20 protein-coding genes are annotated in these 26,620 nt (G+C 40.0%); 15 read left to right on the top strand and 5 right to left on the bottom strand.

All coding sequences use genetic code 11. The features are described from left to right. Nucleotides 1–3: 3 nt before the first annotated feature. From I6E11_RS09050 to I6E11_RS09090, 9 genes are all read left to right on the top strand, one after another. Entirely contained in the window at nucleotides 4–1,989 is a 1,986-nt protein-coding gene (locus tag I6E11_RS09050) for a coiled-coil domain-containing protein (RefSeq protein WP_235337737.1), read from the top strand. 142 nt (nucleotides 1,990–2,131) lie between these two features. Next, the gene (locus I6E11_RS09055) at nucleotides 2,132–3,316 is read left to right on the top strand and encodes an HU domain-containing protein (protein WP_235337738.1); all 1,185 of its coding nucleotides are present in this window, start codon (nucleotides 2,132–2,134) and stop codon (nucleotides 3,314–3,316) included. Nucleotides 3,317–3,330: 14 nt separating this feature from the next. Next, complete coding sequence (locus I6E11_RS09060; RefSeq protein WP_235337739.1) at nucleotides 3,331–3,867, top strand: FHA domain-containing protein; 537 nt, start codon at nucleotides 3,331–3,333, stop codon at nucleotides 3,865–3,867. Nucleotides 3,868–3,911: 44 nt separating this feature from the next. Continuing rightward, entirely contained in the window at nucleotides 3,912–5,399 is a 1,488-nt protein-coding gene (locus I6E11_RS09065) for a 4Fe-4S dicluster domain-containing protein (protein WP_235337740.1), read from the top strand. Between the two features lie 26 nt (nucleotides 5,400–5,425). Further along, on the top strand, nucleotides 5,426–6,463 hold the full coding sequence (hydE, locus tag I6E11_RS09070) for a [FeFe] hydrogenase H-cluster radical SAM maturase HydE (RefSeq protein WP_235337741.1): 1,038 nt from the start codon (nucleotides 5,426–5,428) through the stop codon (nucleotides 6,461–6,463). Between the two features lie 21 nt (nucleotides 6,464–6,484). Beyond that, nucleotides 6,485–7,903, top strand: coding sequence for a [FeFe] hydrogenase H-cluster radical SAM maturase HydG (gene hydG / locus I6E11_RS09075; RefSeq protein ID WP_235337742.1), 1,419 nt, complete (start codon nucleotides 6,485–6,487; stop codon nucleotides 7,901–7,903). Nucleotides 7,904–7,936: 33 nt separating this feature from the next. Next, a complete protein-coding gene (hydF, locus tag I6E11_RS09080) occupies nucleotides 7,937–9,127 on the top strand; it encodes a [FeFe] hydrogenase H-cluster maturation GTPase HydF (protein WP_235337743.1) in 1,191 nt (396 codons plus the stop codon). Nucleotides 9,128–9,207: 80 nt separating this feature from the next. Then, the gene (locus tag I6E11_RS09085) at nucleotides 9,208–10,773 is read left to right on the top strand and encodes an ATP-binding protein (RefSeq protein WP_235337744.1); all 1,566 of its coding nucleotides are present in this window, start codon (nucleotides 9,208–9,210) and stop codon (nucleotides 10,771–10,773) included. Between the two features lie 56 nt (nucleotides 10,774–10,829). Continuing rightward, nucleotides 10,830–11,327 (top strand): putative signal transducing protein, encoded by a 498-nt coding sequence (locus I6E11_RS09090; protein ID WP_235337745.1) that lies wholly within the window; start codon nucleotides 10,830–10,832, stop codon nucleotides 11,325–11,327. Between the two features lie 44 nt (nucleotides 11,328–11,371). Here the strand turns inward: I6E11_RS09090 and I6E11_RS09095 are convergent, their stop codons facing one another. Then, entirely contained in the window at nucleotides 11,372–12,469 is a 1,098-nt protein-coding gene (locus tag I6E11_RS09095; RefSeq protein ID WP_262911692.1) for a DUF4932 domain-containing protein, read from the bottom strand. Nucleotides 12,470–12,751: 282 nt separating this feature from the next. Beyond that, a complete protein-coding gene (locus tag I6E11_RS09100) occupies nucleotides 12,752–15,073 on the bottom strand; it encodes an outer membrane beta-barrel family protein (protein ID WP_235337747.1) in 2,322 nt (773 codons plus the stop codon). Nucleotides 15,074–15,614: 541 nt separating this feature from the next. On the opposite strand from I6E11_RS09100, the gene I6E11_RS09105 reads away from it, so the two are divergent. The 5 genes from I6E11_RS09105 to I6E11_RS09120 are packed head-to-tail and all read left to right on the top strand — an operon-like array spanning nucleotide 15,615 to nucleotide 19,083. Beyond that, a complete protein-coding gene (locus tag I6E11_RS09105; RefSeq protein WP_235337748.1) occupies nucleotides 15,615–16,178 on the top strand; it encodes an RNA polymerase sigma-70 factor in 564 nt (187 codons plus the stop codon). A gap of 2 nt (nucleotides 16,179–16,180) precedes the next feature. Beyond that, nucleotides 16,181–17,164 (top strand): FecR family protein, encoded by a 984-nt coding sequence (locus tag I6E11_RS09110; RefSeq protein WP_235337749.1) that lies wholly within the window; start codon nucleotides 16,181–16,183, stop codon nucleotides 17,162–17,164. A gap of 19 nt (nucleotides 17,165–17,183) precedes the next feature. Then, nucleotides 17,184–17,318, top strand: a complete 135-nt coding sequence (locus I6E11_RS15065; RefSeq protein WP_262911693.1) for a hypothetical protein — start codon at nucleotides 17,184–17,186, stop codon at nucleotides 17,316–17,318. Next, complete coding sequence (locus I6E11_RS09115) at nucleotides 17,285–18,430, top strand: TonB-dependent receptor plug domain-containing protein (RefSeq protein ID WP_235337750.1); 1,146 nt, start codon at nucleotides 17,285–17,287, stop codon at nucleotides 18,428–18,430. Before I6E11_RS15065 ends, I6E11_RS09115 begins: the two co-directional genes overlap by 34 nt. Then, nucleotides 18,418–19,083: a TonB-dependent receptor domain-containing protein gene (locus I6E11_RS09120; protein WP_235337751.1), complete on the top strand. Its 666-nt coding sequence runs from the start codon at nucleotides 18,418–18,420 to the stop codon at nucleotides 19,081–19,083. The genes I6E11_RS09115 and I6E11_RS09120 overlap by 13 nt, the downstream gene beginning before the upstream one ends. 92 nt (nucleotides 19,084–19,175) lie before the next feature. Here I6E11_RS09120 and I6E11_RS09125 read toward each other — a convergent pair whose 3' ends face one another. Together I6E11_RS09125 and gyrA are read right to left on the bottom strand one after the other, a co-directional pair. Next, nucleotides 19,176–20,393 (bottom strand): tetratricopeptide repeat protein, encoded by a 1,218-nt coding sequence (locus tag I6E11_RS09125; protein ID WP_235337752.1) that lies wholly within the window; start codon nucleotides 20,391–20,393, stop codon nucleotides 19,176–19,178. A 21-nt stretch (nucleotides 20,394–20,414) separates the two neighbouring features. After that, complete coding sequence (gyrA, locus tag I6E11_RS09130; RefSeq protein WP_235337753.1) at nucleotides 20,415–22,973, bottom strand: DNA gyrase subunit A; 2,559 nt, start codon at nucleotides 22,971–22,973, stop codon at nucleotides 20,415–20,417. A 283-nt stretch (nucleotides 22,974–23,256) separates the two neighbouring features. On the opposite strand from gyrA, the gene I6E11_RS09135 reads away from it, so the two are divergent. Beyond that, the gene (locus tag I6E11_RS09135; RefSeq protein WP_235337756.1) at nucleotides 23,257–25,809 is read left to right on the top strand and encodes an ATP-dependent Clp protease ATP-binding subunit; all 2,553 of its coding nucleotides are present in this window, start codon (nucleotides 23,257–23,259) and stop codon (nucleotides 25,807–25,809) included. A 91-nt stretch (nucleotides 25,810–25,900) separates the two neighbouring features. On the opposite strand, the gene I6E11_RS09140 is transcribed toward I6E11_RS09135, so the two are convergent. Beyond that, a complete protein-coding gene (locus I6E11_RS09140) occupies nucleotides 25,901–26,278 on the bottom strand; it encodes a RidA family protein (RefSeq protein WP_235337754.1) in 378 nt (125 codons plus the stop codon). Nucleotides 26,279–26,620: the final 342 nt, after the last annotated feature.

Below are 26,620 nucleotides of genomic sequence, written 5' to 3' on the forward strand. Positions count from 1 at the left end.
GACATGGGTAAACTTGCACTTAAAATCTACAAAGCATTATACGGTTTGGACATTGAAGCACAATGTACCGAACTGACCAGGCTTAGACTTGAAAACAAAAGATTGTCTGAACTACTGAGAAGTACATCGCGTGAGTACAACTCTCTGAACGACAAGTATAAAAAGAATAAAGAGAGTCTCAACAGTGAATATGGGGTAGTAACCGACGAGCTCCAAAAGCTCAAGGATAAGTACGAGGCCCTGGTCATGGAAAAAGAGAATCTGGAAAAAACTCTTAAAGAAAACTCTGATAAGTTCAACGAAGAAACAAACAAAAATTCCCTGGAATCTGAAAAGATGTCCGGGGAAATTGAAAACCTGCAAAAGGTCATCGAAGGACTGAGGGCAGATAAGGATGCTCTCGGGAAAGAGAAGGAAACACTTGACAACGAAAGAAATACTCTTACCAGAGAACTGGAAAGTGTTTGCAAAGAGAAGGAAACACTCCTTAAAGAGAAAGAAGCTATCAGTGAAGAACTTGCATCAATAAAAGAACGTTATCTTTCTGAAAAAGAAAGCCTTAGCAAAGAGCTGGAATCACTTAATGAGCTTCATAAAACCGAAAATGAGAACCGGAGCAGTGAATATGAGCTGGTGACTAACGAGCTGAATGTACTTAAGGAAAAATACGAAACCTTAGTCAAAGAAAATGAGGCTCTGGAAAAATCAGCAAAAGAGAGTTACGAAAAGCATAAGGAAGAGACCAGCAAAATTTCCTTTGAATCTGAGAAGATGAGTGGGGAAATAGAAAACCTGCAGAAAGTTATCGAAGGACTCAATGCAGAAAAGGACGCTCTAATCAAAGAAAAGGAAAATCTCTATAAAGAGAAGGAAACTTTATGCCAGGAGAAGGATGTTATCTGCAACGAAAAAGAAAACCTTGACAAAAAGATAGAAACCTTAAGCAATGAGAATAATACTTTAGGCAAAAAGCTTGAAACAATAAGCGGAGAATTGGAATCGCTCCAGAAAAAATATCAGGCAGAAAAAGAAAATCTCACCAAAGAGCTAGAATCTGTCAATAATCTCCATATGGCTGAGAAAAACAGCCTTAGTAAAGAAATAGACAGCCTTGGACAGGAAATGGCATCTCTCAAAGAGCTATATGATAAAGAGAAAGAAGAGAACACTACCCTCTCCGAGAAATTGAAAGTTCTGGAAAGTGAAATAGCCAGTCTCAGCAGTGCTGTTCCAAATACGGAAAATGTATCGACTAACGAAGAAGAGGAGTTTCACACAGTCGAGACTACCGAAGATAAAGTCGTTTCAGAAAGCACCGATAGCGAAGACTCAAAAAAAGAGACTATACAAAAGGAAATAATATCTCTAATACAAAAATACGATTATATCCGTGTTACAACAACTATAGGGAACCAGTATATCTACCAGTCAAAACATTTCCAGCTCAGTACAGGACTGTTTGATTGGGGAATAGAAGGAAAAGAGATAATCACTGACGAAATTCTATATCTCGAAAATTCTGCAGTGGCAAACATGGAGGGGTTAGACACTCCTTTTGATGGTGAGGAAATAGTATGCAACTTTGAAGACGAAGAATCCGCATCGGCAGTTGCTGACTCACTGCTTATGGCAATATGTACTTATCAGCCAATACAGGTGAACTATCATGACAAGAACGGACGTACTACACAGAAGAATCTGTACTACATAACCTTCAAACCGCTTAAGAACAAGTTCAGTCTGCCCTACAATAACCTTTTCAAGGATATGCTTGACGAGAAGATTGACGCAGAACAACTGTCGGCATTATGTCCGCACAATCCTGAACCAAGGAACTTCGCCATTCCGCAAATTCAGACTCTCCGTCGCTTCAATGCTTTCTTTACCACAAAAGAAGGTATAGCAACACTTAAGGAGGGTATAAAACTTGCGCAAGAAGCGGAACAGACAGAACTGGCAGAAGTGCTGATGAGTAAGATTAAGGAATAAGATATATTTCGGTCTAGAATTGTTCACTGAGCGTTCAGAAACCGTTCAGTGAACGTTCAATGAACACTATATGAATACATATCTGTACAAATTTATCCTTCAAACATGCACAACCTTCTAAAAAAAATTATAATTTTGCAGTATGAAAGAGCTAGCAAGACATATAGAAGTACTTTTGTTGGAAAATGACTGTGTGATTGTTCCGGGTTTGGGAGGATTCATTGCACACCACAAGTCGGCAGAGTTCAAGGACTCTGCAAATGTATTTTGTCCACCATTAAGAACAATAGGTTTCAATCCACAACTTACCATAAACGACGGTTTATTGGCTCAGTCATACATGCAATCTTACGACACCGACTTTCCTGATGCAAGCAGGAAAATTGAAAGTGTGGTATCTCAAATAAAAGAATCCTTATATAAAAACGGACAAGCCGAACTTGATAATATCGGTACACTCTATTACACTATGGCAGGAATGTATGGTTTCGAGCCATATCAGAACACATTCTTTAGTCCAAGTCTATACGGTTTAGGCAGTTTTTCAATCTCACCTCTTTCAGAATTGAAACCTGTTAAGGAGACTATAGTTGAGCCACGCATAATGATTGAAACTGTACCGTCATCAGACGAAAGCAACAAAGAAAAAGCCAAACAGCGCCACATCATCAGACGCATAACTGAACATGCTGTGGGTATAGCTGCAGCAATAATACTTTTCTTCGTACTTTCTGTTCCTGTAGAAAATACTTATCTGGACAATTCCAGCTATGCTTCATTGGGAGCCGAGACAATGCTTGATGCCATCCGAAGCAAATCTATGGCAACAACATCACTCGAAACAGCTGAAAACAGCACTGCCAAGTCACAAGCAACAGACATCAGACAAAGCAATACAACATTAAGACGTAATAATGTGAATACATTGCGTCCGGTAGCAGTCAAGAGTGTAAAGGTAGAAAAGGCAGAGCCTAAAGCCACTAAAGAGGTAAAGACATCAACTGCGGTTACCAGAAAAGAGGCTGTTAAGACTGAAGCAGTAAAAGCAGAAGCAAAAAGCACAAAAGAGATACAAAATAGCACAACTTCCTCAAATAAAGGCCTGTTTATTATTGTGGCAAGTCTGCAGACAATGCAGGATGCAGAAAGAGAACTCGCCAAGTTCAAGAAGCAGGGATATGATGAGGCTACTATTCTGGCATCTGATAACCGTTATCGTATAGCATTATGCCGCTATACAGACAAATCACAAGCATACAACAAGATTAATGAACTGAGAAAAGACGAACAGTTCAAGACAGCGTGGTTACTGAATAAATCTAAATGATTAATTTTTAAGGAATGAAAAGAGTAAGATGTCCTAAATGCGACAATTACATCCAATTCGATGAAACCAAGTATGAGGAAGGTCAGTCTTTGGTTTTCATCTGTCCAGAGTGTAAAAAACAGTTCAGCATACGTTTGGGACGTACCAAACTTAATGCAGCAACACGTCGCGAAGAAATCATAGACGAGAAAGAAGGAACAAAAGACTTCGGCAATGTGGTAGTCATAGAAAATACTTTTGCATATAAGCAAGTGATACCATTGCATGAAGGTGATAATGTGATAGGACGCAGATGTAAGGGAACTGATATAGATATAGCCATTGAAACAAACGATCCGAGCATGGACCGCAGACATTGCATAATCAATGTAAAAAGAAACAAGCAAGGAAAAATTATATATACACTAAGGGATAACGACAGTATCACAGGAACTTTTCATATGAATGAAGTTCTTGGACCTAAAGAAAGAGTTATAATAGAAGATGGAAGCATTTTCACTTTAGGTGCTACTACTCTTATTCTGCGTGGTGCAGAAGATGACAAAGAATAACGTAATTATATTTATCAACTAACAATCACACTACTTTTTTACTTATGGCATTTACTAACAACGTAATGATTGTGAGACACAAGTTACTTGAAAACCTGGTAGCGTTGTGGAAGGAAAAACAGTTAATAGAAAAAATAGACCGTATTCCATTGGAATTCAGTCCGAGACGTTCTCAGCCTGTAGGACGCTGCTGTATTCACAAGGAACGTGCGGTGACTAAATATAAATCACTTCCTCTGTTGGGATGGGATATGTCCGACGAGACTGACGAGCTTACACCACTCTCAGAATATGCCCGTAAAGCTCTTGAAAGACATGGAAAAATCAAGGAAAACATTCTCTGTGTGATAGACGAGGCATGTTCTTCATGCGTTCAGGTAAATTATGAGGTAAGTAACCTGTGTAGAGGTTGTGTGGCAAGAAGCTGTTACATGAACTGTCCTAAAGGTGCCGTACACTTCGACAAGAAAACAGGTCAGGCACGTATTGACCACGACACTTGTATCAGTTGCGGTATCTGCCACAAGAGTTGTCCTTACCACGCTATCGTATATATTCCTGTACCATGCGAAGAAGCATGTCCTGTGAAAGCAATCAGCAAAGACGAGCATAATATAGAACATATTGACGAAAGTAAGTGTATCTATTGTGGAAAGTGTCTTAACGCTTGTCCTTTCGGTGCTATATTCGAAATTTCACAGGTATTTGACGTTCTTGAAGAAATACGTGCAGGAAAACAGGTTGTCGCTATCCCTGCCCCATCTATTTTAGGACAGTTCGATGCAAAAATAGAAGAAGTTTACGGAGCTTTGAAGCAGATTGGTTTTGCCGAAGTTATTGAAGTTGCCGAAGGAGCTATGCAGACTACAAGCAACGAAGCGCACGAACTTCTTGAAAAGATAGCTGAAGGACAGAAGTTTATGACTACTTCATGCTGTCCGTCATATATTGAACTCGTGAACAAACACATACCTGCAATGAAACCATACGTTTCTACTACAGGTTCGCCAATGTACTACGCATCACGTATAGCAAAGAAGAAATATCCTGATGCTAAAGTGGTATTCATAGGCCCATGTATCGCCAAGAGAAAAGAAGCACAGCGCGATGAATGTGTGGACTATGTTCTGACTTTCGAAGAAATAAGTTCTGTCATCAAGGGTATGGGTATCGACCTTAAGGAAGTATCTCCATATCAGGTAGCAAAAGAATCTGTATGCGAAGCACACGGATTTGCACAGGCCGGTGGTGTTGCAGGAGCTGTTAAGGCATACTTGGGCGAAAAGGCCAATGGCATTAAGATAATGCAGATTTCAGACTTCAACAAGAAGAATATCGGTGTCCTTAGAGCATACGCAAAAACTGGCAAAGTTGATGCACAATTCATCGAGATGATGGCTTGTCCCGAAGGCTGTATCACTGGGCCAAGTTCACACAATGACCCTCTTTCTGGCAAAAGACAACTTAATCAGGATTTGATTAAACGTCCTTTGAAATACGAAAACTACAAGGAAGAAGAAGAAGAAGAATAAACAGAGATTTTTCATATCACATATATATGAGAAAACTTATAGAGCGACTTCATCGGGAGAAAACACTTTCTTCCGATGAATTTCGTATATTATTGGATGAGTGCGATGACGACAGTCTTGAACTGATAAACAGCATTGCACACTCCGAAACACAGAAAGTGTTCGGCAACAGGATTTTCGTGCGCGGACTTATAGAGGTGGGAAACTGCTGTCATAACGACTGCCTGTACTGCGGCATACGCCGTAGCAACAGAAACGTGGAAAGATACAGACTAGACAAAGAAACTATCCTGCAATGTTGCGATGAAGGCTACAGACTGGGATTCCGTACTTTTGTACTCCAGGGTGGCGAAGACAACTATATGACAGACGAAAGAATAGCCGATATAGTTTCGTCCTTACGCCGGAAATTTCCGGATGCTGCCATAACCTTGTCACTGGGAGAAAAGTCATACAAGGCATACAAGATGTTCTATGAATCCGGAGCAAACAGATACCTGCTCCGTCATGAGACTCACAACCCGCATCACTATTCATTACTGCATCCTGAAACAATGTCACTGCAGAACAGGCTGCAATGCCTTACAAACCTGAAGGAGATAGGCTATCAGACAGGTACCGGCATAATGGTAGGCAGTCCGGGACAGACCACAGACAATATCATAGAAGATATTCTGTTCATCGGTGAATTCAAGCCTCAGATGATAGGAATAGGTCCATTCATTCCGCATCGTGACACTCCGTTTGCCGATAAAAGCGCAGGCAGCATACGCACTACCCTATTGCTGTTGTCAATATTCAGACTTATGCACCCTCACGCGCTCATACCGTCAACCACGGCATTGGCTTCACTTGCCCCAGACGGACGCGAAAGAGGAATACTGGCAGGTGCAAATGTAGTAATGCCCAACCTCTCTCCTCCACAGGAAAGAGGCAAGTATTCGCTGTACAACAATAAGGCATCAATGGGTGCCGAAGCAGCAGAAGGCCTGGCTTTTCTTGAACAAAAGCTCAGCGCCATTGGTTATACTATTGACTACGGTCGAGGAGATTATGTCGAATAAATAATATATAAACCTACAAATATGTACAGAGCCGAATCTAAAAAGGCTGAAGAATTTATCAGCCATGATGAAATTCTTGACACACTGAAATATGCGGAAGAGAATGCCGGAAACAGGGAACTCATATCATCCATCATAGAAAAAGCAAGAGCATGCAAAGGCATCAGTCACCGAGAAGCCGCACTACTGCTTGAATGTAACGACCCGGAACTGCTGGAAGAGATATTCAGTCTGGCAAAGGAAATCAAGCAGAAGTTCTACGGCAACAGAATAGTGATGTTTGCCCCACTGTATCTTTCAAACTATTGCGTAAACAGCTGTGTGTATTGTCCTTATCACATAAAGAACAAGACTATAGCCCGCAAAAAGCTCAGTCAGGAAGATATAGAACGCGAAGTCATCGCATTGCAGGATATGGGACACAAGCGTCTGGCACTTGAAGCTGGCGAAGACCCGCTGCACAATCCTATAGAATATATCCTTGAATCCATCAAGACAATATACGGAATCAAGCACAAGAACGGAGCTATACGCCGTGTGAACGTGAATATCGCTGCCACAACAGTGGAGAACTACAGAAAGCTTCACGAGGCAGGAATAGGTACATACATACTTTTCCAGGAGACATATCATAAGGAAAACTACGAGAAACTTCATCCGCGTGGTCCTAAGAGTAATTACGCTTATCACACCGAGGCTATGGACAGAGCGATGGAAGGCGGAATAGACGATGTAGGGCTCGGCGTTCTGTTCGGTCTGAATACATATAAGTACGATTTCACCGGACTGCTGATGCACGCGGAACATCTGGAAGCCACTTACGGAGTTGGCCCTCACACTATCAGCGTACCGCGAATCTGCTCTGCCGACGATATAAATGCCGCAGACTTCGAAAATGCTATCTCCGACGAGATATTCCAGAAGATTGTAGCCATCATCCGTATAGCTGTGCCATACACGGGAATGATTATCTCCACACGCGAATCGCAGAAATCGCGCGAAAAGGTTCTTGAACTTGGTATCTCACAGATAAGCGGAGGCTCACGTACAAGTGTAGGCGGATATGCCGTAGAGGAAACACCGGAAGAAAACTCCTCACAGTTCGATATCAGCGACAACCGTACACTGGACGAGATAGTATCATGGCTATTGAAACTCGGCTATATCCCAAGTTTCTGCACTGCTTGCTACCGCGAAGGACGTACAGGCGACCGCTTCATGTCGTTGGTAAAAACAGGACAGATAGCCAACTGCTGCTCGCCAAACGCGCTTATGACTCTGCAGGAATATCTGGAAGATTATGCATCGCCTGAAACAAAAGCCCTAGGCACGAAGATGATACGTGAACAGATGGAAAAGATTCCAAACCCGGCAATAAAAAGACGCGCAATAGAAAATCTGAAATACATTGGCGAAGGGAAACGCGACTTCAGATTCTGATTATATAACTACAGTTTAAATAGCCATAATAATATGTCATTGCAAGATACTCCAAGATCAAACCGCACACATATAGCACTTTTCGGAAAAAGAAACAGTGGTAAATCGTCGTTGATAAATGCCATCACAGGCCAGGAAGTTTCAGTAGTTTCGGACATAGCCGGAACCACCACGGACCCTGTATATAAATCTATGGAAATACACGGTATAGGTCCGTGCGTATTTATAGATACTGCCGGATTCGACGATGAGGGAGAACTTGGAAATCTGAGAGTAAAACAGACACTAAAGGCTACAGAACGTACTGACATAGCTATTATGGTCTGCACAGACTGCAATATAGAAGAAGAACTGAGATGGCAGAAAGTGCTCACCGCAAAGAATACACCGGTGATATGGGTACTTAACAAGGCAGACATTCTGGACAACAAGACAGAAATAGCTCTTGCCATAGAAAAGAAAAGCGGTTCCAAACCTGTCATAGCAAGCACTCTGACAAAGGAAGGAATTGAAGAAATAAGAAAATCGCTGATAGAAAACCAGCCGGACAACTCTTCTGACAATAGTATAATAGGAAATCTTGCGGGCGAGAACGATACCGTACTGTTAGTCATGCCGCAGGACATTCAGGCTCCTAAAGGCAGACTAATCCTGCCTCAAGTCCAGACCCTGCGTGAACTTCTCGACAAGAAATGCCTTGTAATGAGTTGTACCACGGACAAGATAGAAGCAATGCTTAAGGCAATGGCAAACCCTCCGAAACTTATTATTACAGACTCGCAGGTGTTCAAGACTGTTTTCGAACTGAAACCAAAGGAAAGCATACTGACATCGTTCTCCGTACTCTTTGCCAAGCACAAGGGAGACATAGACTACTTTGTGGAAGGCGCACGTACGATAGGCAAACTGAACAACAATTCCAAGGTCCTTATAGCAGAAGCATGCACCCATGCCCCACTTACCGAGGATATTGGTCGCGAGAAAATTCCCAATATGCTACGAAAAAGATTTGGCAATGACATACAGATAGATATGGTATCAGGACACGACTTTCCTGAAAATCTTGAAGGTTACGACCTGGTTATTCATTGCGGAGCATGTATGTTCAACAGAAAGTTCATGATGAACCGTGTGGCAAAAGCCAAGGAACAGAACATTCCTATGACCAATTATGGAGTGACTATAGCTTATATTCAGGGAATACTTGATTATATTGAGTATTAAAATCCGGAATATCGTATTAATCAAATGCAAAAGTCAGTTTTTTTAGTTACATTTGCGTAAAGTACAAAAAGAATCAGGTTATGAAATTTCCAATTGGTATTCAGAGTTTTGAGCAAATTATAGAAGATGAGTATATATACATAGATAAAACTGATTTAATCTATGACCTTACTCACAACGGTAAGATTTATTTTCTCAGCCGTCCGCGACGTTTCGGAAAGAGCCTACTTGTTTCTACTCTGGAAAACTATTATTCAGGACGTAAGGAACTGTTCCGTGGCCTTGCCATAGAAAAGATGGAAACAGAATGGAACGAGTATCCCGTTTTCCATGTGGATTTCAATGCGACTAATTTTACCAATCCTGGAGAACTGGAGAAAAAACTTAACTTTTATCTTACGGAATGGGAACAGAAGTACAATCTGCCTGTACGTGAAAATGAATTGGGTCTTGGCGACCGCTTTATAAAGATTCTCGAAGCTGCTCATCTTCAGACAGGCCGACGTGCTGTGGTACTTGTAGATGAATATGACAAACCTATGCTTGATGTACTGGATGTGGATACCAATCTGGAGGACAGACATCGCAATGTTCTGAAAGCTTTTTATTCTGTTTTTAAGGGAGCGGACAAACACCTGCAGTTCGTACTGCTGACAGGTGTAACCAAGTTCTCGCAGGTAAGTGTGTTCAGCGGATTCAACCAGCCTAAAGATATAAGTATGGATGTCCGTTATGAGGCTCTGTGCGGTATAACTCAGGAGGAAATTGTAAAATATTTTGCTGGACCTGTGTCACAAATGGCAGTCGAATATCAGTGCACACCGAAAGAAATATATAAACTGCTGAAGAAACAATACGATGGTTACCACTTCAGCGATAAACTGACAGACATTTATAATCCTTTCAGCTTGTTGAATGCTCTTGACGCCAAACGTATCAAAGACTATTGGTTCAGCACAGGAACTCCCACATATCTGATTCGTCTGCTCAACCATTCACATGAGAGGATGAACGAATTTACGGGAAAGTATTACACTCCAGCAGAATTTATTGACTACAAGGCAGACGTAGAACGTCCATTGCCTATGATATATCAAAGCGGATATCTTACAATTAAGGCATACGACAGAGATTTCAATACCTTCCTTCTTGATTTCCCGAACAATGAGGTAAAAGGGGGATTCCTTACAATGGTGGCTTCGTCATATCTGCAACCATCAGAAGAAACAGGCAGTTGGATAAGAAGCCTTGTTGTAGCACTGCGCAAAGGAGAGGTGGAGCATGTACACGAGCTGTTCACTTCTTTCCTCTCCGGCATCCCTTACACAATGCGCCGCAAGGAAAACGAAGTGGAGCGTGAACGCTATTTCCAATATACCTTCTATCTCATAATGCGTTTGGTGAGTGTCTATACTGTCTATGCAGAGAAAGTCCAAAGTCAGGGACGTGTGGACTGCATAGTGGAAACATCGGACTATGTATATATCTTTGAGTTCAAACTGGACGGTACAGCGCAAGAGGCACTTCAGCAGATAGAGGAAAAAGGATATGCGCGTGAATATGCAGCCGATAGCCGAGAAGTTTATAAGATCGGAGCATCATTCTCTTCTGAAACCGGCACGATTAGCGACTGGGCAGTAAATTAGAAAAGAATAATCTACCGCATGCCGTAAAGTCATGCAATAACCATAATGAATGCAATATGAATGAAAAACTTCTTATAAAATGTGATACTACTATTTTTGCAGACGAGATTACAAATCTGCTTATTGAAAATAATATCGTTTCTCGCCAGCATGATGAGGGGAAAGACCAAAGACCTGGCGCTTATGGTCCCATTACCGGCATTGCGATATATGTTTACGAGAAAGACTATGAGAAGGCTGTTGAGACAATAAATCATATTGTTGACAAGAGAAATAATTCTGATATCTGGTGCCCTAAATGTGGAAGTTACAATGTATCAGCTTTAACCGTAAGTAATAAATACGGAACTGCAATAACATTATTATGCATCTTTCTTATTCTTATTCCGGGACTTTATATTGTATGGGCAAATGATTTTGGCCTCAGATCAGCTATTGCGGATTATATAGCATTGTCTATGTTTGTTTCGTTTCTCGTAATTACATTTTTCGGAAAAATTTCCAATGCCAATTATATATGTAAAGATTGTAATGAAAGGTTTCGCCATAAATGATTTTTCTTTTGCCGGTTAAACAAAATGCAAAAGATATGCATCATTTATTTTAAAACATCAAATCTTTTATTTTCACTTTTAGCATAGTCTTTAAAGAAATCTATAATTTTAGGATAGAAACTCTCAAAGTTTCCATACTTTGATTGTTTCTTTTCGTATTTTCTCAGCAGGCTAACCAGTTCTGGCATCCACCTGAAATTACGTTGTATCCGTTCTAACAGTTCATTTCTTGTTTCTTCCGGCTTGTACTCTTTGTCCAGCATATAGCAGATAACAGCCGCACGGACAAGTGATTCGTTTATGACGGTTTTCCAATTGCCATACGCCTGTTTTGCCATACTCCAACGTGAGGACATAAATAAGTCTGTGGCAGCCGGCTCCAGTTCTTTTACAAAATCAGGATATTTGTTTTCATCCAAATAATGATTGATGAAAGAATGGTTAAACTCATGTATTAAAGTAGGAAGATATTCTTTGTTGTACATAGGTGTATCTTCTTTATCCACGTAATAACCAACAATAGCAAATACTTCCTTCATTTTACCTGCCAATTGTCTATTTACGCCATAGTTACCACCGCCATTACAGAACCCGATTATTACAGAAAAAGTTTCCTGAGGTTCATTGCCATAGAAATCGGCATACCAGTCTATATCAAAATGTTTTATGACATTATCCTGATAAGATTTAAGTCCTCTATTATAAAGGTATTTATGTGCTTTGAAAAATTCATTGAACTTTGTGTCCTTATAAAAGTTGTTTAGATAAGACAAAAACTCATCTTTATCCACATTCTTCCATCTTTTTTCTAAGGTAGGAATATCTTCTTCAACCAAAGATAAAGTTCCGTCCTGGTTTTTCAGATGTACCGCCATTGACATAACCGCATCATAAGATATGCCATAATTATTTCTTAATTCTTTCATATACTGGACTGCAGGATGCTCTGTACTATCCTTGAAATAGCTGTCCATGTCCTTTATGTATCGGCCCGCCATATCCATATTGTATTCAGGAAAACCGGCCATACGTGACAATATACTCATAAGTTCCACATTTTCATTTACTTGTGGTATTACTGATTGCGCCATTGAACAAAGACAAAGAATGATTAAAACTAAAAATAAAATACTCCTTTTCATTTATAAAAGTTGTTTTATAAAGTTACAATCTTGTATTAGCCCTAATTTTTGTATTGTTTTTTACTTAAATGGAGGCTATATCGCAAATATAGTGTATATAATCGAAAACAGATACTATCATCTAATAATTAAATAAATGGACACATATTTTCTACGACTTAAACAATATGTATGAATTGCACATATATTCATAATACTATAAAACAAAAGCATATAAAAGTAGCCAAAACGGACCACCCTATATGCTTATAATAGGTAATATTTATAAAATCGATGTTATTATTACATACGGCTCTTCTGACTGTCGCCGGCACCGGTACCCTTGTATTTGCTCTTGGCAGTATTGAATTTATAGCGGACTGTTACCGCAAACTCCTGTCTGTCCCAAGTACTTTTCTGATACAGATAGTAATCACCGCTATACATGCTATAGCTTATCTTATTCGTATTGAAAATATCATTTCCTCTTAATTCAACACTCAAAGCATCATCAAGGAAGTTCTTTCTGACTGACACATTCACATAGCCGTTCGGTTTTTCAGAATAAATATTCTGTGTGGCTCCTGCACTCTGTATGTATGAATCAAGACCTAACAAAAAGCCAAGCGGCAATTCCCAGGTATTATTGAAAGAGGCGGTAAATATGGGATTATCCAAGTTTTTCGATTCTTTAAAATAATCTATGGTAAGCCATTGTTTTTGCATTCCGACACTCAGCATAGGAGACCAGCAACCGATTTTAGGAGTTGCAGATAAAAATGCGGTAAACATAGGAATGGATTTATCCCAATTTCGCTTACTTAGCATAGTTAGTGAAGCATCTTCATTCACCAGTTCTCCCCAGTTGAGAATCCAGTCCTTTGTCTGAGAGTAGGACAATGACATCTGAAGGAATCTCCATGCACTGGAAAGAGTTAGGTCATGTATGATTGTAGGGCGAAGAGTTGGATTACCTTTCTGGAGTGTAAATCGGTCAGAATAAAATACATTGTTACTCAACTCGCTGTAAGTAGGTCTTTGAGTTTTTGCTGTATAGCTTAATTGTGTCTGTACTTTCCCTAATTGCTTTGAGAAGGTAATGTTAGGGAAAAAGTTATCGAATGAACGACTCTGCTCGTCAATATGCTTTCCGTCTTCATAATAGTCAAACTTTACATGCTCATATCTCAGACCAAGCGACCAGTCACCCCATGGAAAGCTGCGGTTATATTCAGCATATCCAGTCGCATTAAGTTCTTCAATCTTACTGTATGAAGTCGGTACATAGTTTTCTTCATTTATATAGTCATCATTTCTATGTGTATAAGTTACTTCACTGCCTACGGCAAAAGTACCTCCACCCAATGGGAGTGATAAAGTAAGCTTACCAGCCACAAGCCGGTTCCTTACATTATTTACGGAATGTACATAACGGTTTTCCGAAGTCTGACTGATTTCCTGAAATACAGAGTTACTGATCTTACCATTCTGAAGATAATCTGCATTGAAGTCAATATTGACATCATCAAACTGTCCGTTATAATACGCATTCAGTTCATGGTCTGGATCGTAATAGTAGTTATCACAACTGTTTACCTTAATATTGTCATAAAATACATTATCCACATTTATATTGGTTTCTTTAGAAAGAGGATTTCTTTCATTAAGAGTCTTTCCGGATTTATATTTCATACCGAAAGCATGATTATCATTCAGCTGATAATTAAAACCGATATTACCGCTAAGCATCTTCGAATAAAACTCGCCATAACTCTTCATATCATGATTCCAGACTTTTGTGCCTCTCTCTTCCAGTTGTAAAGTGAAATCCTGCCAACTTTCCATCTGATTATAATATACGGAACCGAAAATATCCAGATTATTATGCCGGTAATTGAAATTAGCCTGCTCTATCAAGTCCGTGTTATCCGACTGATAATAGCTGGAACGAAGGTTGAAACCGAATCCATCACCCTGACGCTTAACAGTCTGAATGCGGACCACAGCCTTTACAGTTGCGTCATATCTCGATCCGGGATTGCGGATAACCTCCACGCTCTTGATATCATCGGAGTTAAGCTGTTCAAGTTCTGACAAGTCATGCAGTTTTCTGCCGTTAATATATATAAGAGGCGTTCCTTTACCGAAGACCTCAAAAGCATCCTGTTTCTTGGTAATACCCGGTATTTTGGTCAGTACATCATTGGCAGAACCGACTTTGCTCAACACACTGTTTTCCACACTTGTCACCATAGCATCCCCTTTCATTCGTGTCACAGGAAGATTGCCTTTTACCACAACTTCACCAAGCATCTGTGCATCCGATACAAGCCTCACCACACCAATATTGGCCGGAAATACAGGTTTATATACTGTCTTATATCCTATGGAAGATATTCTCACTATCTGATTTTCCGAAGTTGCATCCAGTGTGAAAGTTCCGTCTTCACCGCTGATGGTTCCACTCACAAACGCCGAATCAGGCAATGACAGCAATACGACATTGGCATATGGCAAGGGGTTGCTGTTCTCGTCAACTAACTTTCCGCTTACCGATTGAGCGGACAAATTCTCAGGTAATATGAAGCCTACTACTGTGAATAACAATAATTTAACAGTTTTCATTTATAATATGCAGCTTTAAGTTAAAAGTACAAAATGTACTATATTTATGGCATTACACATCTCATTTTACAAAAAATCCATGCAAAGTTAGAAATATTTCCATTTCATACTTACAATCGCTTACCTTTTGTTACAAAAAAGTCATAGTAAATAAAACGATAAGAATTATTTTTCTGAAAGGCATAGGGGTTTTCCCATAACTCTGCGTTAAGAGAGTGAAAGCAATAAAAGAAAACAGATTATTAACTTACAAGACTTACAGGATTATGAAACAAATTGCAAAAACGCCTAAGCATAATTACCGTTACACGTTCGTGTGACGCGTGTAACACCTACGTGCAACGAACGGAACACGTTCGTGTAACTCATGAAACACGTACGTGTAACGCTAAAAAAGAGCTGTCTTTTATATTTAAATTTAATGAACACTACAAAAACAGACATCAATAATTGTTATTTAGGCTCGGAAACAGTATATTTGTAAAAATGCCATCAAATATACATGCCTTAGTAATAACCACAAAAACTAATCAAATTAATAATGAAAACCGACAGAAAAGAAATCTTCAAGTCCAGATTTAATGAACATTACCCAAGGCTATGCAGCATTGCATACGAATATGTTTCCGATGCAGACGATTCGGAAGATATCGTTCAGGAACTATTCATTAATATATGGGATAAAGGCAAAGATGCCCTCCCGGACAAGGAGTTTGCAGCCTACATAACTACAGCTGTAAAGAACGCATGTATCTCGTTTCTCAGAAAAAAATGTTCTTACACGGTTTCGATAGAAGATACACCATCTGCCGGAGCACATCTCCCGGATGAGGATACATTGGACACCGACAGGAAATCGCCTGAGGAACTTTTATCGGAGGCTCTGGCTGTACTTCCTCCAAAATGTAAGGAAATTTTCCTATTATCCAAGCTTAAAGGAATGAAGTACAGAGAAATAGCAGAACAGCTATCGTTATCGGAAAAAACAGTGGAGAACCAGATGGGTAAAGCCATAAAACTGCTCAGAGAGTTTGCAGCCACATGTTCGTTCACTATCGCGGTCATTATCACATTAATCATATCAATCATTTCAAACAATATATAGAGATGAAACATACAGAAGAACATATCAATGAATTACTGGCTAAATATATTACAGGCGAGGTAATGTCGGAATCGGAAAAGAATGACATTCAGGAGTGGATAGCTACGCATGCCGATGAATACAACAGGCTGATAAAACTCATATCACCAAAGAAGGCTCCCGAATTCGCAACAGCTAAGGCGTGGTCCAGAATAGAAGAGCATATCAATAAGACATCGGCAAAGAAACCGGTAATGGGTATCTCAATAAACAAAAACAAGAATAGATCATTGGGTATGTCGGTTTTCTATGCGGCTGCTTCAGTTCTGGTTATACTGGTAATATCCATCTCATTCGTTATGAGCAACAAGGATAATAAGGAACAGCTGTATGCCAATAACACAGCAGAAAAGATGATGATTTATCTGCCGGACAGTTCGTCAGTGCTACTTTATCCTAATGCTAACGTGAGTTACAAGACCGGAGGTATAAACTCACCAAGAGAAATCAATCTGAACGGAAAAGCCTTTTTCAGTGTGAGGAAGATGCACGGAAGAGCTTTCAAGGTACAGTCCGAAAATCTGATGGTGGAAGTGCTGGGAACATCGTTCCTGGTTGATGCCACAAAAGCTGAAAGCTCCAGTGTATACGTCAAGACTGGTATAGTAAGCGTAGAATCGGAAAACAGCAAAGTCATCATAAAAGCCAATCAGAAAGCGGAACTTGACAATAATACTCTCAAGACGGGTAAAATAGAGAATCCGTATGAGGTGTTCGAAGAGAAACCCAAAGTTCTGACGTTCGAAAATGCAGGAATAATGGAAGTGGTGGAAAAGATAGAACAGACCACGGGAGTGAAAATTGAGGTAAGCAAAGAACTCCTGAATAACAAGATAACCAGCAGGATTGACACTGCCGATACGGAGGCAATAATAGTGGAACTGGCTTTCCTTTGCAGTTGCAAATACGAAACCTTGGAAGACGGAAAGCATTACAGATTATATTAACCAAGCATTTTACAGCCGGATGATACATCAATCTATGAAAGTCCTGCTGCTGTTGTCGGCAATAGTTCATGCCGGAGAAGTTTTCCCTGACACTGAAACATCCGCGATAGAAACAACTTTATGGTGGACGGCGGAAGTTATGACGAAAATATAATCCTTCTTGACGGTGTGCCTGTATTTCATCCGGGACACGTTAATGCGCTGCTGCCACAGTTCAATGGCGATGTTATAAAAAACATCGTCTTCCATAAGGGCTTCTTCCCTACCCGTCTGGAAGGCGGACTATCATCTGTTACAGAGTTCAATCTTAAAGACGGAAACAAGAACAGACATACGCGCACGTTCTCCATTGATATGCCTGCTGCATCGCTTACACTGGAAAGGCCTATCATAAAAAACAAACTGTCGTATCTGGTAAGTGTAAGAAGAAGTTGGATGGATTTCTTCGACGAACTTCTATCTGCAGAAAACAGACTGAACCACTATTCGTTCGACTATACGGCAAAGTTGTCATACTATGTGTCGGAAACAAGCTCATTAAAGTTCTTTGCGTATAATACATTTGACGAGTTCAGATTCCCACTTTACACGGAAGAAGCTATTCCGATAGTAAAATGGAACAATCAGATATACAAGGCCACTTACAACGGAATATGGGGAAAACTGGGCAATACTACCTCCGCATATTACTCCTCACATATGAGCCGTGCAAATGCTGATGTACTGGGATTTGGTATAAGTGACGACAGCTTTGGTGATGAAATGGACTCTGACAGCGGATGGGAAGACAATTGGAGTGAAGAAGGTTGGGATGAAGATTCCTTTAATCAGATAGAATATAATACAACAGCCAATGAAATAAGCAACGGAATAAAGACTATTAATTTCAACACCGAATTTACTTATAGTCCGGAAAATATATACTCCACACGTTGGGGGTTCAAGTACTCGCACGAAATGTATGAGATGACAGCTTTTGGCGGAAACATCAAGAAACAGAATGAAACCATCAACCAATATTCTCTGTACTACGACAATTATATCAGAGTAACGAATAACCTCACTACACGTGTAGGCGTACATTTCATTGCATACGATCCTGTAAACTTCCGTAATTATTACAGCATACAGCCGCGTTTTGCATTGAACTTCACACCAGGGAAAAACGACATGTTTTACCTGAACTTCTCTAAAATGGAACAGTTTTACATTACATCAGTTTCAATGGTATTTCTTTACCAACAGATTTCAGAATGCCAAGCATAGAAGGTTTCAAGCCACGTTCATCGGAACATTACGAGATAGGCTGGAAGAAGAATTTCGACAACGACAGAGGAAAACTAGAGACTTCGGCATACTATAAGACCAGAAGGAATATCGTAGCACTAAAACCGGATGCAATAGTGGAAAACGACAACTGGAACAACTACATTATGGTGGGAAACGGAGACAGTTACGGAATAAAACTGTTCCTATACTATATGTACAGTAGATGGACTATGCAACTGTCATATACTTATTCACGAAGCCGTGAATGGTTTGATGAGTATAAAAGTCTTGGCAAACTTCCTTCTCTTTACGATATGCCTCATTATGGAGCAGGAGCCTTGTCGTACAAGATAAGCAATTCATCAAGCCTGTCATTGGGATGTATAACGAAATCGGGCAGAATAAAGGTATCCGACAATTGGTTTGAAAGTGACAAGGAAATCGGGTTCAGACAAAAACGTGGAGAGTTCAATTACAGAATAGACGTAGGGTATACATTCAAGAAGGATTTCGGGGACAAATTGCTGCTCCTAAGATGTGATCTGTATAATTTGCTTGGCAATCCACCTGAGGAAGATATTGTGGATTTCTATTCGGTACATCTGTCCAAGAATTGCCTCCCTTACGGAAGTATCAGCTTCAAATTCTAAAATTTGCAACTTATATTCGCAGACTTTATCAAATACATAAACAAAAAATCCTGATCTTCACAGACCAGGATTTTTTTGTCAGATTTATTATATTAGTAACCAAGTTCTTTTTCAAGAGCTTCATATTCAGTTCTGTTCAGTTTCCAGTATATTCTCAACAAGAACTGACCCCACAAAGCCTTATTATCAGGAGCCAATTCCTTAGCTTTTTCGTAATATGGCAATGCTTTCTCATAAAGTTCTTTAATCTTTGCTTCACCTTCAGCATATTTAGGATCGTCCATAGCCAACTTAGAGTTAGCTTCTTCTACATCCTGACCTGGGAAGAAATAGCAATCACCCATCTTAGAATATGCTTCTGCTACGAAACCGTCATTCTTGTCCACAATCTTCTGCAATGTAGCCAAAGCTCCTTCATAGTCTTTATTTTCATACTGAAGTACACCCTTTACATACAAGAAATATGGTGAAGGGTTATTAGCGATAATACCGTCAATTTCAGTCAAAGCTTTTTTTACCTGTCCCTTCTGGATGTAGTTGTCCATCAAGTTACCTACGAAATATTCCTGTGCAGGGAATTTCTCTACACCTTCTTTGATAGTTGCAAGCCATTTGATAGAGTCCTTAGATTCATCTGTCTTATAAACTTCGGCAAGACACATCAAGGCTCTATATCCTTCTTCCTTATGGTTCTTTCCCATTTCAGCATACTTGATAACTGCAGCATTGTCTTTCAATGAATTTGCAGCCAATACAGCATAGTTTGCTATTAGCGGAACAAGTGTATCATTCTTAATTTCGTCCATTTCTGCAAAGAGAGGAGATACAGCAGCATCACAATACAATCCGAAGAACTTCAACGCAGCATCATATTTTCCAGTATTATATGAGTCTGATCCTGCATTTGTCAGGTTAGGACGTACAGAAGCCAAAGTCTTAGCCAGTTTCTTTCTCAATTTAGGTTTCTTCAACTCTCCACTAGCAACTTTAGCCTGTTCTACTTCGTCACACTTCATGTAGTATTCAAACATCTTGGCCAAGCTGTTATACAGTTTTGTTGTGTCAGCATTTCCACCAGGGAGATAAAGCTTCATATTCTCATCATCATAGATAGCCTTCTGAAAATCACCAGCAAGTTTCCATGTTGCAGGATCATTGGCAGTAGTTGGATCACTTAATGCCGGTTCTATAATCTGAGCCGCCTTAACAGGATCACTCTTAGCCGACTTTGCTTCTTTTACAACACTAGTCTGTGCTGATACTGCGCATGTGGTAAACATCACTGCTGCAGTTAGTAATACTTTTTTCATAATGTTTTAAATTTTAGTAAGTCAATTGTTTTGATTATTCTCTTCTTCTTGGGTTTCATTTGCATTGTTATCTATCCCATTGTCCGATAAGCCTTCAATCTGTTCTGCTTCTTCAGACTGAGCCTCTTCTTCAGGTTGAGAATCGACTTTACATACAGAACCGATACTGTCGTTTCGTTTCTCCAGGTCAATGAGTTTCACACCCTGAGTAGCACGTCCCATGATACGGAAATCAGCCACTTTCACACGGATTGTAATACCAGACTTGTTTATAATCATAAGGTCGTTCTCGTCTGTTACAGACTTGATGGCAACTAGTGAACCAGTCTTTTCAGTAATATTCAATGTCTTGACACCCTTACCGCCACGGTTTGTCTTACGGTAATCTTCAATGTCTGAACGCTTACCATAACCGTTCTCAGAAACCACCATTATAGTTTCCTTCTCAGGGTCCTTAATGCATATCATTCCTATTACTTCGTCCTTACCGTCTTCATCAAGAGTAATACCGCGCACACCTGTAGCAGTACGTCCCATTTCGCGAACAGCACTTTCATGGAAACGTATAGCACGTCCGTTGCGGTTTGCTATAACTATTTCGTTGTTGCCGTTAGTCATACGTACTTCTATCACTCTGTCGTCTTCGCGAATTGTAATTGCATTTACACCATTCTGACGAGGACGAGAATATTGTTCAAGCAGTGTCTTCTTAATTACACCCTGCTTAGTGCAGAACAATACATAATGACTGTTGATGAATTCCTTGTCATTAAGGTTCTTTACACGCAAGTAAGCTGTTACGGCATCATCACTGTCGATGTTTAACAGATTTTGGATTGCACGTCCCTTAGAAGTCTTGTTACCTTCAGGAATTTCGTATACCTTCAACCAATAGCACTTACCTTTCTGAGTGAAGAACAACATCGTGTTGTGCATTGTTGCAGGATAGATATGTTCTATGAAGTCCTCATCACGTGTTTCACTACCCTTAGAACCCACTCCACCTCTGTTCTGAGCATGGAAGTCAGCCAATGGTGTACGCTTGATATATCCCAAATGAGATATAGTGATAACCATCTGTTCGTCAGCATAGAAGTCTTCCGGATTAAACTCTTCAGAAGCATAAACTATTTCCGAACGGCGCTTGTCACCATATTTTTCCTTAACTTCTATCAGTTCATCCTTGATAACCTTCATACAGAGTTCATCGTTAGAAAGAATTTCCTGATAGTAGGCAATCTGCTTCATTATCTCTTCGTATTCGGCATGAAGCTGTTCCTGCAAAAGTCCTGTCAACTGACGGAGACGCATTTCAACAATTGCACGAGCCTGAATTTCGCTGAGTTCGAAACGGGTCATCAAGTTAGTTACAGCCTCGTTAGGAGTTTTAGCCGCACGGATAATTCTGATTACTTCATCAATATTATCCGAAGCTATGATAAGTCCTTCAAGGATGTGCGCACGTTCCTGAGCCTTACGCAAATCGTATTGTGTACGACGGATAACCACCTCGTGTCTGTGTTCGACGAACAATCTTATCAAATCCTTAAGATTAAGCAGACGAGGACGTCCCTTAACCAAAGCGATATTGTTCACACCGAAAGAAGTCTGGAGTGCAGTCATCTTGAACAGTTTGTTCAGAACTACACTTGCATTGGCATCACGTTTAACGTCTATCACGATACGCATACCTTCGCGGTCTGATTCATCGTTCACGTATGAGATACCTTCAATCTTCTTCTCGTTTACCAGAGAAGCGATATGTTCGATAAGTTCTTTCTTATTTACATTATAAGGGATCTCGTTTACGATAATCTTGTCATGGTTAGTATGAGTTTCGATTTCAGTCTTCGCACGCATAACCACACGTCCGCGACCTGTTTCATATGCATCTCTTACTCCACTTACACCATATATATATCCTCCTGTCGGGAAATCAGGAGCCTTGATGTATTGCATCAAGCCATCTACATCAATATCATTATTATCTATATATGCCACACATCCGTCAATTACTTCTGCAAGGTTATGTGTCGGCATATTTGTAGCCATACCAACGGCAATACCGGATGCACCGTTCACCAACAGATTAGGAATACGTGTTGGCATCACAGTAGGTTCCTGAAGAGTGTCATCGAAGTTGTTCTGGAAATCTACAGTTTCTTTATACAAGTCCTGCATCATCTCCTCACCTATTTTCTTCAGTCTTGCTTCAGTATAACGCATTGCGGCAGGACTGTCTCCATCCACAGAGCCAAAGTTACCCTGTCCGTCAACCAAAGGATAACGCATAGCCCAATCCTGCGCCATACGCACCAATGCACCGTATACTGATGAGTCGCCATGAGGGTGGTATTTACCAAGTACCTCACCCACTATTCTGGCAGATTTCTTATAAGGTTTATCCGAAGTATTTCCCAGTTCCATCATTCCGTAAAGAATACGGCGATGTACAGGTTTAAAACCATCTCTTACATCAGGGAGGGCGCGCGCCACGATTACCGACATTGAGTAATCGATGTACGACGACTTCATTTCCTCTTCGATGTTAATTTTTATAATTCTGTCTTGTTCTTGCATTTAAACAAATATTAATTATACATCTCTTTCGTATCACGAAAAACCATGCTAAAGTACTACTTTTAGACGATATACGAAACTTTTTGCGGAAAAATGTGTACAAGATTAAAGTTTTTTACTCAAAAGCGGAAAAAGTCTGACAATATTTCCGCATTAAAAAATGGCACAAAATTTGTTATCAGTATAAAATAGTATATATTTGCCTATTATAAGTCCTTTCTACTACATACTTATTATGAAAGACGGACTTTTTAACACAACAGAACTATCAGCTACAAACAAGATGAACGGAATATCATATACAAAAGAAGCTGCCGACGTCATAAAGTACAGTAAGGAAGAAGCTGCACGAACAGACGCCTCCAGTATAAGTCCAGAGCATTTGCTTTTAGGGATTATACGCTCCGAAGAAAGTAATGCGGCAGACTTGATAAGAAAGCTATATGGCGATTTTAAGAAAATCAGAAAAGAGCTGGAATCGGAAATAAGCGCAATGGAAGATAACCAGACTACACAAAAAACAGATATCAGAGATTTGAATTTCAATGACCAGAGTATAAGAATTTTAAGATTATGTTTCCTCGAATCGAAACTAGACAATAAAGATTCAATAGGTTCGGAACACATTTTATTAGGAATTATGAAAGAAGAAAAAAACAATGCAGCCAAAGTTTTGATTCAAAACAATATTACATACGAAAAGGTAAAAGAAAAACTATACGGCGCTCCTCAGAGTTCGCCATCGTCCGGATTAAGTTTTGACGAGGAAGACGATGACAACGGAATAGAACGACGCAGAGACGGAATGTTCGGCAATAGCGAGTCACAAAGAAAAACCGAATATGAGCAGAAGCCCGGCAACAATGACAATAAAGGCAAAAAACTGGACTTGCTGAATAAATTTGGAACTAATCTTACAGAAGCTGCCGAAGAAGGGAAACTGGACAAGGTGATAGGACGCGACAAGGAGATTGAACGCATTTCACAAATTCTGTGCAGAAGAAAGAAGAACAACCCTGTATTGATAGGCGAACCCGGAGTAGGTAAATCTGCCATCGTAGAAGGTCTTGCCATCAGAATAGCAGAAAAGAAGGTTCCCAGAAGTTTACTTGACAAAATCATTATCACACTTGATTTGACAGCACTCGTAGCGGGCACCAAGTATCGCGGTGAGTTCGAAGAGAGAATCATAGGAGTTATAAAGGAAGCCAAATCGAACCCTAACGTAATATTATTTATCGACGAAATACATACCATCATAGGAGCAGGCTCTGCCGCTGGCTCTATGGATGCTGCAAATATTCTGAAGCCATCGCTGGCCAGAGGAGAAATGCAATGTATCGGTGCCACGACATTAGATGAATACAGAAAGTCGATAGAAAAGGACGGTGCACTGGAAAGAAGATTCCAGAAAGTAACAGTAGAGCCTACCACCAAAGAAGAGACTCTGCAGATTCTTATGAACATAAAGGAACAGTACGAGGATTTCCACAACGTAAGATTCACCGACGAGGCTATAAGCAGATGTGTGGAACTGGCAGACAGGTATATAAACGACAGATTCTTCCCGGACAAAGCTATTGATGTCATCGACGAGGCCGGCTCAAGAATTCATCTTAAAGACGTATCTGTTCCGAAAGAAATAGAAGAGCAGGAAAAGCTTATCGAAGAGACCAAAGAGCACAAGCATGAGGCTATCCGACTGCAAAACTTCGAAATGGCAGCCGGCCTGAGGGACAAAGAAAAGAACCTCCAGAACGAGCTGGAAAGGATGAAACTTGCATGGAAAGAAGAGGCCAAACAAAACCGAAAAACAGTAGATACTGAGAATATTGAAGAGATTGTTTCATTAATGTCCGGAGTTCCATTGAAGAAAGTCGGAACATCGGAAAGTGACAAGCTTAGGTCAATGAAGGAAAACATTTCTTCGAAAGTTATCGGACAAGACGATGCAATAGAAAAGTTGGTAAAAGCCATAAAGCGCAACCGTGTAGGATTGAAAGATCCTAATAAGCCTATTGGTACATTCCTGTTTACAGGTCCTACGGGAGTTGGTAAGACACATTTGGCGAAAGTTCTGGCCGAAGAGCTTTTCGGTTCAAAAGACTCAGTCATACGACTTGACATGAGCGAGTACATGGAAAGACACTCTGTAGCTAAAATGGCCGGAGCGCCTCCGGGGTATCTGGGATATGACGAGGGTGGACAATTGACAGAGAAAGTAAGACGTAAGCCCTACTCTATCGTTCTGTTTGACGAAATTGAGAAAGCTCACCGCGATGTATACAACTTCCTGCTCCAGATAATGGACGAAGGACGTCTGACCGACAACTCTGGAAAAACCGTAGACTTCAAGAACACGGTCATAATAATGACATCGAATGTAGGTAGCCGCAAATTAAAAGAATTTGGCAAGGGAATAGGTTTTACAGCAATATCAAGAACCGACGACGAAGAATACTCCAACGGCATAATCAGGAAAGAGTTGGAAAGAACATTCGCACCGGAATTCATAAACAGAATGGACGAGATTATTCCGTTCAAGCAACTTTCCGGCGATGACATGATTAAGATTGCCGAAATAGAGTTAAAAGGACTGTTTGAGAGAATAGAAAAGCTGGGATACAACATTTCCATTACCGATGAAGCCAAAAAGCTGATAACCAGACTGGGATCGGACACAAACTATGGAGCACGTCCATTGAAAAGAGCCATACAAAATCACATTGAGGATAAACTGGCCGATTTAATGGTAGACGAAGAGCCTAAAGAAGGAAGCAGCATAATAATTGACACCAATTCAGAAGGCAACGAAATCATGATAAGAATTGCATAAAACAAAATGCCTTGTCATTTAAAGGAAAATGTCCTGTCGTTTTAGTTGAAACGACAGGAGATTTTATTTTAAATAAAAATGCGGCACTCTATCATCTGACAGCGATACACTCTATTTCTACCAGAGCTCCTTTAGGAAGGCCTTTTACCGCAACTGCAGAACGTGCAGGAAAAGCTCCGTCAAAATACTGTGCATAAACTTCATTCATTTCGGCAAACAATGACATATCAGCCAGGAAAACAGTAGTTTTCACCACATTAGCAGTAGTAAGACCTGCTTCGGCCAATACACTTTTGATATTTTCAAAAACCTGTGTTGTCTGCTCCTTAATACCACCTTCTATAAATGCCCCTGTAGAAGGAACAACAGGAATCTGTCCTGACATGAAAATCATTCCGTTAGCTTCTATAGCCTGACTGTATGGACCAATGGCAGCTGGTGCCTTTTCTGTAAAAATAACTTTTTTCATAAATGTTCAGAATTTATAATATTCAAAAATCGAGCGCTAAATTACCACTAAATCCCGATTTTAAGCAATACACAAGTAAAAAAAAGGCATTTTTTTTGTCCGCATAACAAAAAAACAGTACATTTGTACTCAGTTAAGCGGAGTTCGTAATTTACAACGACACATAAAGCTAGCATTTCCCTATATAAAATCAATAAATCATTTTTAATATACACAGTTTTTAGTGGAATATTACATGTTCTAAGCATGTACTAACAAAACATAGTACATATCAACATAAATATAAAACTTCTGAAATATATAATATTACTATAATATAACATTTTATACACACACTTATAT

The sequence above is a fragment of the Bacteroides caecigallinarum genome (assembly GCF_021531075.1).
GTDB classification, from domain to species: Bacteria; Bacteroidota; Bacteroidia; order Bacteroidales; family Bacteroidaceae; genus Phocaeicola; species Phocaeicola caecigallinarum_B.

Coding starts and splice junctions, on each gene's coding strand:
- I6E11_RS09050 (WP_235337737.1), top strand. CDS start 4: ATGGGTAAACTTGCACTTAAAATCTACAAAGCATTATACGGTTTGGAC.
- I6E11_RS09055 (WP_235337738.1), top strand. CDS start 2,132: ATGAAAGAGCTAGCAAGACATATAGAAGTACTTTTGTTGGAAAATGAC.
- I6E11_RS09060 (WP_235337739.1), top strand. CDS start 3,331: ATGAAAAGAGTAAGATGTCCTAAATGCGACAATTACATCCAATTCGAT.
- I6E11_RS09065 (WP_235337740.1), top strand. CDS start 3,912: ATGGCATTTACTAACAACGTAATGATTGTGAGACACAAGTTACTTGAA.
- hydE (WP_235337741.1), top strand. CDS start 5,426: ATGAGAAAACTTATAGAGCGACTTCATCGGGAGAAAACACTTTCTTCC.
- hydG (WP_235337742.1), top strand. CDS start 6,485: ATGTACAGAGCCGAATCTAAAAAGGCTGAAGAATTTATCAGCCATGAT.
- hydF (WP_235337743.1), top strand. CDS start 7,937: ATGTCATTGCAAGATACTCCAAGATCAAACCGCACACATATAGCACTT.
- I6E11_RS09085 (WP_235337744.1), top strand. CDS start 9,208: ATGAAATTTCCAATTGGTATTCAGAGTTTTGAGCAAATTATAGAAGAT.
- I6E11_RS09090 (WP_235337745.1), top strand. CDS start 10,830: ATGAATGAAAAACTTCTTATAAAATGTGATACTACTATTTTTGCAGAC.
- I6E11_RS09095 (WP_262911692.1), bottom strand. CDS start 12,469: ATGAAAAGGAGTATTTTATTTTTAGTTTTAATCATTCTTTGTCTTTGT.
- I6E11_RS09100 (WP_235337747.1), bottom strand. CDS start 15,073: ATGAAAACTGTTAAATTATTGTTATTCACAGTAGTAGGCTTCATATTA.
- I6E11_RS09105 (WP_235337748.1), top strand. CDS start 15,615: ATGAAAACCGACAGAAAAGAAATCTTCAAGTCCAGATTTAATGAACAT.
- I6E11_RS09110 (WP_235337749.1), top strand. CDS start 16,181: ATGAAACATACAGAAGAACATATCAATGAATTACTGGCTAAATATATT.
- I6E11_RS15065 (WP_262911693.1), top strand. CDS start 17,184: ATGATACATCAATCTATGAAAGTCCTGCTGCTGTTGTCGGCAATAGTT.
- I6E11_RS09115 (WP_235337750.1), top strand. CDS start 17,285: ATGGTGGACGGCGGAAGTTATGACGAAAATATAATCCTTCTTGACGGT.
- I6E11_RS09120 (WP_235337751.1), top strand. CDS start 18,418: ATGCCAAGCATAGAAGGTTTCAAGCCACGTTCATCGGAACATTACGAG.
- I6E11_RS09125 (WP_235337752.1), bottom strand. CDS start 20,393: ATGAAAAAAGTATTACTAACTGCAGCAGTGATGTTTACCACATGCGCA.
- gyrA (WP_235337753.1), bottom strand. CDS start 22,973: ATGCAAGAACAAGACAGAATTATAAAAATTAACATCGAAGAGGAAATG.
- I6E11_RS09135 (WP_235337756.1), top strand. CDS start 23,257: ATGAACGGAATATCATATACAAAAGAAGCTGCCGACGTCATAAAGTAC.
- I6E11_RS09140 (WP_235337754.1), bottom strand. CDS start 26,278: ATGAAAAAAGTTATTTTTACAGAAAAGGCACCAGCTGCCATTGGTCCA.